The organism is Selenomonas sp. F0473 (assembly GCF_000315545.1).
Taxonomy (GTDB): Bacteria; Bacillota; Negativicutes; order Selenomonadales; family Selenomonadaceae; genus Centipeda.
The window spans coordinates 2011481-2019711 of record NZ_JH992902.1 but is presented as its reverse complement, the minus strand read 5'-3'; the positions used below and the strand labels follow the sequence as shown (position 1 = coordinate 2019711).

General features: G+C 53.3%; 7 protein-coding genes. All 7 read right to left on the bottom strand.

The window, feature by feature from the left end; translation table 11 throughout:
• Positions 1 to 207: 207 nt before the first annotated feature.
• From cas2 to HMPREF9161_RS09340, 7 genes are read right to left on the bottom strand one after another with little or no spacing between them, the layout of a single operon-like run.
• Positions 208 to 498, bottom strand: a complete 291-nt coding sequence (gene cas2, locus HMPREF9161_RS09370; RefSeq protein ID WP_009729423.1) for a CRISPR-associated endonuclease Cas2 — start codon at positions 496 to 498, stop codon at positions 208 to 210.
• A gap of 9 nt (positions 499 to 507) precedes the next feature.
• Positions 508 to 1536, bottom strand: coding sequence for a type I-C CRISPR-associated endonuclease Cas1c (cas1c, locus tag HMPREF9161_RS09365; protein WP_009729422.1), 1029 nt, complete (start codon positions 1534 to 1536; stop codon positions 508 to 510).
• Positions 1533 to 2192, bottom strand: a complete 660-nt coding sequence (gene cas4, locus HMPREF9161_RS09360) for a CRISPR-associated protein Cas4 (protein ID WP_009729421.1) — start codon at positions 2190 to 2192, stop codon at positions 1533 to 1535. The genes cas1c and cas4 overlap by 4 nt, the downstream gene beginning before the upstream one ends.
• Position 2193: 1 nt before the next feature.
• Positions 2194 to 3093, bottom strand: coding sequence for a type I-C CRISPR-associated protein Cas7/Csd2 (cas7c, locus tag HMPREF9161_RS09355; protein WP_009729420.1), 900 nt, complete (start codon positions 3091 to 3093; stop codon positions 2194 to 2196).
• On the bottom strand, positions 3093 to 5036 hold the full coding sequence (gene cas8c, locus HMPREF9161_RS09350) for a type I-C CRISPR-associated protein Cas8c/Csd1 (protein ID WP_009729419.1): 1944 nt from the start codon (positions 5034 to 5036) through the stop codon (positions 3093 to 3095). Before cas8c ends, cas7c begins: the two co-directional genes overlap by 1 nt.
• A complete protein-coding gene (gene cas5c, locus HMPREF9161_RS09345) occupies positions 5033 to 5752 on the bottom strand; it encodes a type I-C CRISPR-associated protein Cas5c (protein ID WP_037348733.1) in 720 nt (239 codons plus the stop codon). Before cas5c ends, cas8c begins: the two co-directional genes overlap by 4 nt.
• Before the next feature lie 12 nt (positions 5753 to 5764).
• Positions 5765 to 8212, bottom strand: coding sequence for a CRISPR-associated helicase/endonuclease Cas3 (locus tag HMPREF9161_RS09340; RefSeq protein ID WP_009729417.1), 2448 nt, complete (start codon positions 8210 to 8212; stop codon positions 5765 to 5767).
• Positions 8213 to 8231: the final 19 nt, after the last annotated feature.

Below are 8231 nucleotides of genomic sequence, written 5' to 3'. Positions count from 1 at the left end.
AGTTTCAATCCACGCGCCCCGTGCGGGGCGCGACAGCAAACGGTCCCACAAAGGGAGCCTTTTGCCACGTATTTATGGGTGTTACTCGCCACAAATACGATTTTTCTCGGCGGTTCGTCCCACGCCCCTCCTTTGGCACGATTCTTCCGCCTATATTTTATCATGCTATTTTCTGTTCACTTCACCTTCGCACTCGTAAAGAACCGCTCAGATGATAACTGCCGCCTCCAAGTCGTAAGACTCTTTGGTACCGTAATACTTCACCTTCGGCTCTTTATCCTTCCCGAGAAAATAAAACCGAAGGCTGTCTTCCTGCAGGTCTATGATGTCCAGCAGGGCGAGTTCCAACTGTTTGCACTGCGTTGGGTCTACTTTGCACTCGAAGACGGAGTTCTGCACGCGCTGTCCATATGCCCGGCATTTCCGCGCAACCTGCCGCAGGCGTCTCCTCCCTTCGGCATCAACGGTTTTGATATCGTAGGTAATCAAAACATACATGATATTCTCCTACTTCCATAGGAACGGCGGGTAGGCGTCGAGTTCGCCGCGCAGAAGGCGCGCGAGGAGCATGGCCTGCACATGCGGCACAAGCCCCCACTTCACCTTTTCCTCCATAAAGGGATGCGTGATGCTCGTCTCCTTGTGTGCGTGCCACGCTTCAAGAATTTTCTTGCGCCCGTCATCCGTGAGCCGGACGGCGCCGCTCTCCTCGGTTTTAAAGTCCTTACCACAAATCTTTTTCGTATTGACCATCGAAAACGCCGTGCGGTCCGCCGTCGGCCGGAGTTCTTCCATCATGTCGAGCGCAAGCGACTGCCGCCCCGGACGGTCGCGATGCAGAAAGCCGACGTAGGAATCCAGTCCGACGCCCTCCAGCGCTGATGCAACGTCGTTCATGAGCAGTGCATAGAGGAAGGACAGCAGGCAGTTCATGTTGTCAAGCGGCGGTCTGCGGTTGCGCTCCGTGAAGAAGAACTCCTCCTTTTGTTTAAGAATCATATCGTCAAACGCGGAAAAATACTGAACAGCCGCCTTCCCTTCCACGCCGCGCAGCTCTTCTAAATCCCGCACCTTCATCACTTCGCGGCACGACGTTTGGAGAAATTCACTGATATGCCGGAATTTCTCCTCGTCAATCCGCATCGTATGGTCTCTGCGTATGCGCTCGATGGTCCAACGGGCATTATAAATCTTCCCAAGGATAAAGTTCTGCGCAAGCGGCAGAGATTCCTCCTCGATGTCCGCACGCCGATACTGTTCTTTACGCAAAAGAACGTTGCCGTTGGTCTTGCCGATGACGCGCGCTTGGAACCGTCCCTCCGGCGTCATGAACGTCAGCGCGATGTTGTCCTCGGCACATTTTCTCATGAGCGCAGGGCTCGCTCCCGTATAGCCAAAGGTCGTAATCTGCTCAAAGTTATGGAGCGGAAAGCGGGCTAGTTCCTTATTCTCGCGGCGAACGACGACGTTGTTTCCGTCGAGCGCAAGATATGCTTCGTCTTGATTGACATAAAGCGTGTTGAGGAGCGGTTTCATCCTTCGGCGAGCCTCCTCTCCAAATACCGTTTTGCCGAGCCGAGGCGTTTCAGTTTCGGAACGCAGACGGTGTTCAGGGAACAGTTGGCGCAGCCTTTTCTCCGTTTTACAACGGGCGTATGACCGCGTTCAATATACCGGCGCATCTGTGCAACCAAAAGGGGAATCTGCGCTTTCAGCTCATCTGAGATTTCGACCTTAACGCGCCGGCGAATCTCCCCGTAGTAGAGAAAACCGAAGGGAATCTCCGCCGCGAGCATATCCTCAAGGCAGAGCGCCTGTAATGTCAGCTGAAACACATCCTCATTCCCTTCCTTCGGCTTTCCTCTCTTGTACTCGACGGGGACGACACGATACCGTCCTGCATAAGAGGGAATCGCGACGCCTGCGGGATCCGCATGGAACTCGACGACGTCGCATGCGCCGGAGATGCCGAGGCGACCGGACGCCACGCGCATGCCGCGCACGATGATTTTACCGCCGCGCTTTTCCTTGATGTCCTCATCGTGCGCCTTTTCGTGCAGGGCATTGCCCTCAACGGTCAATACGTTCTCCTGCCAGTGCTGCTCGAGATGAATCAGCCCCCATTGGCGCGGACAAAAGGCATAATGCTGAATCTCCGAGAGCTGCAGATAGTCTTCCTCCGCATAGCCCATATCACTCGACCTTACTGCCCTCGATATATTTCTCGATACGAACGCCGCTGAGCGCGTAGAGCGCGCTGTCGTTAAACGTATAGTCCTCGAGAGACTTCGGCATGTCCACGCCGTCTTTTTTATGCGCTTCGACACTCCGATGCACTTTTGCGCTTGAGGCGGCTCCCGTCTTATTGTGATGCTCAATCCAGTAGAACCGGTTCATCTCCATGCTGCCCTCGGGGCGTGCCGACGAGGCGTCGTTCTCAAAGATCGTAAGCAAGGCCTCTTTAACCTTGCGCGCATCCTCCTCGCTGAATCCTGTTTTTTCGGCAAGTTGGACATTGATGCTCCCCTGCACTTTGTAAACGCCGAAGTCCACACGGTACTTCATGCCCATGGTATCCGAGCCCTTCTTATCCCCCGGCTCGTTATTCACGCTCTTCGTAATCTGAACGCCTGTGATGGTGACTGGGTCAAGACTGACCGCCGTATGAATGGTCACGGGGCCGCGGACACCGACGGAGACTGCATCCACACCGGTGCCTGCCTTGAGCGCGAATACCTGTCCGAATGCGCGGACGTCAAACCATGCCTTCGCAGCTTCTTCCGCAATGAGACGAATACGCCCCTTCTCTTTATCCTTCATTTTCAACGGTTTTTCCATCGCAGGATTGCCCTCGACACGCGAACGGATACTGTCGCAGCCGTCGTCCACGCGCTCGTTGGACTGGACGAGAATCGTCTCTCCCGCATCCTGCAATCGGTTGCGCAGCTTTCTCTTGAGGCATACGTCGGAGATTTCTCCGTAGCCGTCATAGTCCGTACGCGGTTGGTTGCCGTTCAAGGGGTCTCCGTTCGGGTTGGAATGGTCCACCACGACGAACCCGATAAAGTCGATTTTATTTGTCAGTGCAGCCATTATACATTCTCCTCTCTCTTCTCTTCCGCTTTCTGCCGATTTTCCTGCCGTTCAAGTTCCATTGCATAATTTTGACAAGAGAACCCCAACAGGAACTTCACATCGAGCGGCACATCGGAACTAAAATCCTGGTCGTCGAACAGCCAACAGATTTTATCAATCAGCTTTCTTTCCTTCCCTCCATACCGTTCCCTTTTCTGTTGATACGGCAGCAGTTTTGTCCGTAGCGTCATCCATGTCGATGCCGGACGAACCGAAAAGATTTCCATATAGCGCATCGCATTGGTCGTGCGGCTCGCACGCTCCTCCAAGCTAAATGTCGCTCGCTCCATCTGGTCCGCGATGGAAAGCAGTCTGCCGAACAGATAAGACCTGTCTTTCTTCTCCTCGTCAAGCGCCACAGTATATTCCTCCTTTATGTGATTGAGCCGGTTGCAGATGATGGAACATGCCGGTTCTAAGAGTCCGCCACGCCAGTCATCATACTTCTCAACAGCTGCTCGTTTCACCGTCCTGCTCAGCACCATTTTCGCCATATCGAGCGGCAATGCGCGCCCCTGCACAATGGCGTAAAATATTCGTTCCAGCTCCATTTTTAATTGATTGTCGCCAATATTTTCTCCGTGACAGGCTTCGACCAATCGTTTCGGTGTTGGCACACCGAAATAAAAAGCGTCGGAATAGGCTTTTTTCTTCTCGTCATATCTATGCTGACGCCAACAACCGCATCCATGCCATTTTCCGATACGCTCGATAAAGTCCTCGCCCGCCATCTCGTCATAATAACAGATGGATAGTCGTCCCGGCGTTGCCGCATCGAGAATCATGACATTGACCCGGCTCTTTTCCGTTCGTTTGAATTCCGCGCGATAGCCGTCCAGCGTGCGCTTCATGGACGCAGCCCAGTCCTCCATCGTGACAGGCATCGAAGGCGCCGCGTCTGCTGCCCGGCGCCGGCGTGTCATCCTTGCCGTATCGTCGAATGCGGAGGGGATTTCCTGCGCATGCCGCCCCCATGCGAGGAATACGCGCCCGTCAACGATGTAGCCCTGATTGCGAATGAGCCACATAAGCGCATTCATCGCTTTCTGCGAGGTCTCATAACCGATGGAGATACACTCATCCGCATCGGCAAACCGACCGCGAAATGTAAAGCCTTGGCTGTCGTTGGAGGAAATGATTTTCGCACCGTCTCCCGCGAACCGAATGCCCTTTCCGTGTTTGTCCGTCACGGGGAGCATCTTCCCCGTCGCATAGCAGAGTTTTTGCTCCATATCGGAGAAGTGATGCGCAAAAAACTGCCGGTATTTCTTTTGCAGGTCGGTGTCTCTCCAAAGTTCCGGACAATCGTCGCCGTCAAGCTCCACACGGAACCGCACCATCGATTTCAGTACGTCGCCGGCAGCAGCCTTAAAAATCGGCGGTTTTTCGTGTTCCTTATCCGTCCACTTTTGAAGAATCTCTCCCTTGTCGTTACAATAGAGCACCTTCTTTGCAATCAAATCGTGAATTGCATCATGCTCCGTAATGTAACGGTAAACAGCGCATACCTTAGGGTCAGCGTCCTCCGACTGCGCCCATGCGCCCAGCAGTTCTTTATACTGCTCGTAGGCGCTTTTCTGATCTTTTTTCTTCGCCGGCACGAACGCATGATAATCCCGCGCGATGTAGGACAGATTGTCATGCAGCGGGTGCGGCGACGGGCTGGACGTCCGCGACGCCGAATCCGGCGTGCAGGGAATGAGCGTCGGCTGCACCCCCTTATCCGACACAACCTCGGCATGAATGAGCCGTCCGTCTCCGCTCAATGTCATCTCAATCAAGGCATTCTGCACGATATGCCCAACGGGAGGAAGGAGCGCCTTCATGCCGTCAAGGCCGACGCTGCCGGCAAACTGCTCGTTTTCGTTATAAGTTTGTACCAACTGCTCTATCCAGCTCATAGACGCCCTCCTTCCAATTCTTTTAGTTCCTGCTCTGCGAACGTAACGCTGTTCTTATCAAACAGCTTGGTCGTTACCTTGCGCACATCACGGACAAGGGTGCATTCCTCGGGACGCGGGAAACAGAGCACGCCGTCCTTCATAATCGGCTGCCATAGACGTACCTGAAGCATGTTGCCTCCGGTCTCGTCGGCATAGTTAAATCCGTGAAACATCGTGCCGAGCGGCATCTCGCCTGCATGGTCGTAGTACCCCTCCCCGCTGCCGTACGCCACAGGCTCGACATAGCCCTGACATTCCCGCGTGCCGAGGAAGATGTCGCGGCGTCCGCCGCGCTCCACCATACGCTTTGCGATATTGTGGTGCTTGTGCTCATCCCTGTCGCCCGCAAGCTCTTTGCGATGCGTATTGAACTCAAAATGCGCACGCACTTGATAACAAACGTCGCTCAGATATTTGTAGACGGAGAGGTCATTTCCACCGCCGCCGTACTTTAACGGCTTTACCCCGCGCGACTGTGTGGCTATGCGATGCATCACCCGCACCTCGTCAATCACCCAAAAGATCGTAGGTTTCCAATAGATGCTCTCCGTGATGCCCTTGAGCGCCTGATAGGTCGGCACAGAGTACGAGGATCGTTCACCGCCAATCTTCGTGATGGGGTCAGTAAACAGCGCCATCCTTCCATATACTTGGAACTCGATTCCATTTCTCATCATATCACCTCCTTAAATCATGCAGTACGCATTCTGCTGCTCCTCGAACTGCACGCCCAATGCCTTATCGTAATATTCCTCGCGCAGCGCAATCACCCCGCTCTCTGTCCTCCAGACGGCGCCCATACCGGAAAATCTTTTTATTTCATAAGAGAAAAGGTTCACCATGTACTGTTGCGCTCGTTTCATATTCCTATAAAACAGTCTCTTATCCTCACTTTTCGCATCAAATGCAAGCAACAGCTCCTTTCCTGCGCCGTAAGGCACCAGTACGGCCTCTGCATGAGAATCTATGACTTCAAATGCCCGGCCTGCATCATGAAATGCGTGAGCAAAACCGGTATTTAACTTGTCTCCGCGTTGATTGCATACGCCCACCCCCGCACGATTGACCGATAAGAGATCCAGCAAGGTATTCCCGTCATGCAGCGGATAGCGCATGCGGCTTTCTATTTGCTCTTTATAAAATTTACGGAAGTATTCATCCATAACCTGAGGCGAGAGAAGCACATCTGCCTCCTTCTCAAACAGCAGTACGCGCGCAATTTTTTGTCCCGCTTGTATATCCTCAAGTCGGCTGAGATTTTCATCAGTAAATGCGAAGATGCGCACAATCCCCTGCGCCAACTCGCCGTGTCGATTACACCGCCCCGCCGCCTGCGCAATGGAGGAAAATCCTGCGAGCGCACGATAGACGACGGGGAACGAAACATCCACGCCGGCCTCGACGAGCTGCGTACTGATGCAGATGAGCCGTCTCTCGGGATGTTCTTTGCGGCACCTGAGTTCCTCCCGTACTTCTGCGAGGACTTTCTTACGATGTGCGGGGCACATCTTCGTGCTTAGGTGTACCGTGCGAATCTCTATATCAGAGTCCTGCGCTATCTCGGATACCGCCTGATAGAGTTCTCTCGCCTGCTTTGTGAGATTCACAATGCAGAGCACATCGCCTTCCTCCTCCGCGCTCCTGCAAATCGCCGCGGCAATATCTTCCACAGAGCTGCCTCCGTCGCGGCAGCAATTTTCGATGTGCACGCGGCGAAACGCCTCGAACGTCTCCGATATATCCGTTGTCAGCTCGGCGTTCTTCCCCGCACCAATCGGGAAATCCAGTTGTTCCAGCGGCGGCTGCGTCGCCGTACACAGCACCGTCGTCGTCCGGCAGAAATCCTTGAGAAAATTGATTGCCAAGTTGAACAGATATGTGCATTTCACAGGCAGCGTCTGTATCTCGTCAAATATCAATATACTGTCCTGCAGCGCGTGCAGTCTTCTTATGGAACTGTTTCCGCCGGAAAAAAGCGTATTGAGGAACTGCATCTGCGTCGTAAATATCACGGGGACATCCCAGCGCTCCGTTAGGATGCGCCGCCAATCCATACACTCCGTATCTTCCCCGTTATCCTCCTCTGAGACGACATTGGAGTGGTGCTCTAGGATCGCCTCGTCCCTGTCAAATATCTCACGAATCTCCTTCGCATTTTGGTCGATGATAGATGTGTAAGGTATCACAACGATAATTCGCTTCTTATGCCGGCGCTTTGCATGTGCGAGTGCAAACCGCATACTTGCAAGCGTCTTGCCGCCGCCCGTCGGAACGGTAAGCCGATAGATGCCCGGCGTCTGCTCCGCCGCATGCAGGCAGTCGTCGCTGATCCTTTGGCGTAGCGTTGCAATCTTCTTCGCCTTTTCTTCCCGCGATATGGGAAAACCCACAATCTTCTTTTCGAGCTTTGCGGAGAACTCCTCCCAAAGGCTCTCCGTATCCCATGCACATGTCAGGCTATCGTCCAATTCAAACTCCGCGCTGTCCAATCGATCCGCATCTACGAGCATACTAAAAAGAATCTTAACGACCATCCCCCAGTAGAAAAAATACTCCTCATCCGATTTCTGTTTTTGTATCTGCTCCTCCAATGCAGATAGCTCATGGACCGCCTCTGCAAAGAGGTTATCCAACTCCTCTTCCGAGATAATATTTTCAAAAAAATATCCAAGGTTAACGCCAGTCAGTATATCCGCCTTATCCATCCGACGTGAAAATGTATAGGCATCTTCTCTGCCGGAAGCATTCATCAGCCCATGTTCACCAATATAATTCAAAAGTCCCGTGTGATGAGAAAATATCGCAAGCGCCGCAATTTCAATGACAAGCTGTTTGTCATCACTTTTTCCGCCGTAACGCTGCATGAGCAGCTGCCCGCCCGCCGAGGAATGGTCTACCGTTCCCCGACGGCTGTAGTCCCCGGGATGCGCATGACTCCAAGAAAGATAGTCCGCAAACGCCTCGCTGCATTTCCCTAAATCGTGCAGTATACCGATGAGCCGTGCCGTCGAGGAAAGCCCCATCTTTGCGGCAGATGCCGACATAAGGTCGGCAACACGATGTAAATGCGCATAAATTGTCTGTTCTATTCCCGAGGAATTCCGTCGAATATGAGCAAGATACGGTTTTGTCATGCGAATCCTCCTCCAGCTT

Coding starts and splice junctions, on each gene's coding strand:
- cas2 (WP_009729423.1), bottom strand. CDS start 498: ATGTATGTTTTGATTACCTACGATATCAAAACCGTTGATGCCGAAGGG.
- cas1c (WP_009729422.1), bottom strand. CDS start 1,536: ATGAAACCGCTCCTCAACACGCTTTATGTCAATCAAGACGAAGCATAT.
- cas4 (WP_009729421.1), bottom strand. CDS start 2,192: ATGGGCTATGCGGAGGAAGACTATCTGCAGCTCTCGGAGATTCAGCAT.
- cas7c (WP_009729420.1), bottom strand. CDS start 3,093: ATGGCTGCACTGACAAATAAAATCGACTTTATCGGGTTCGTCGTGGTG.
- cas8c (WP_009729419.1), bottom strand. CDS start 5,036: ATGAGCTGGATAGAGCAGTTGGTACAAACTTATAACGAAAACGAGCAG.
- cas5c (WP_037348733.1), bottom strand. CDS start 5,752: ATGAGAAATGGAATCGAGTTCCAAGTATATGGAAGGATGGCGCTGTTT.
- HMPREF9161_RS09340 (WP_009729417.1), bottom strand. CDS start 8,212: ATGACAAAACCGTATCTTGCTCATATTCGACGGAATTCCTCGGGAATA.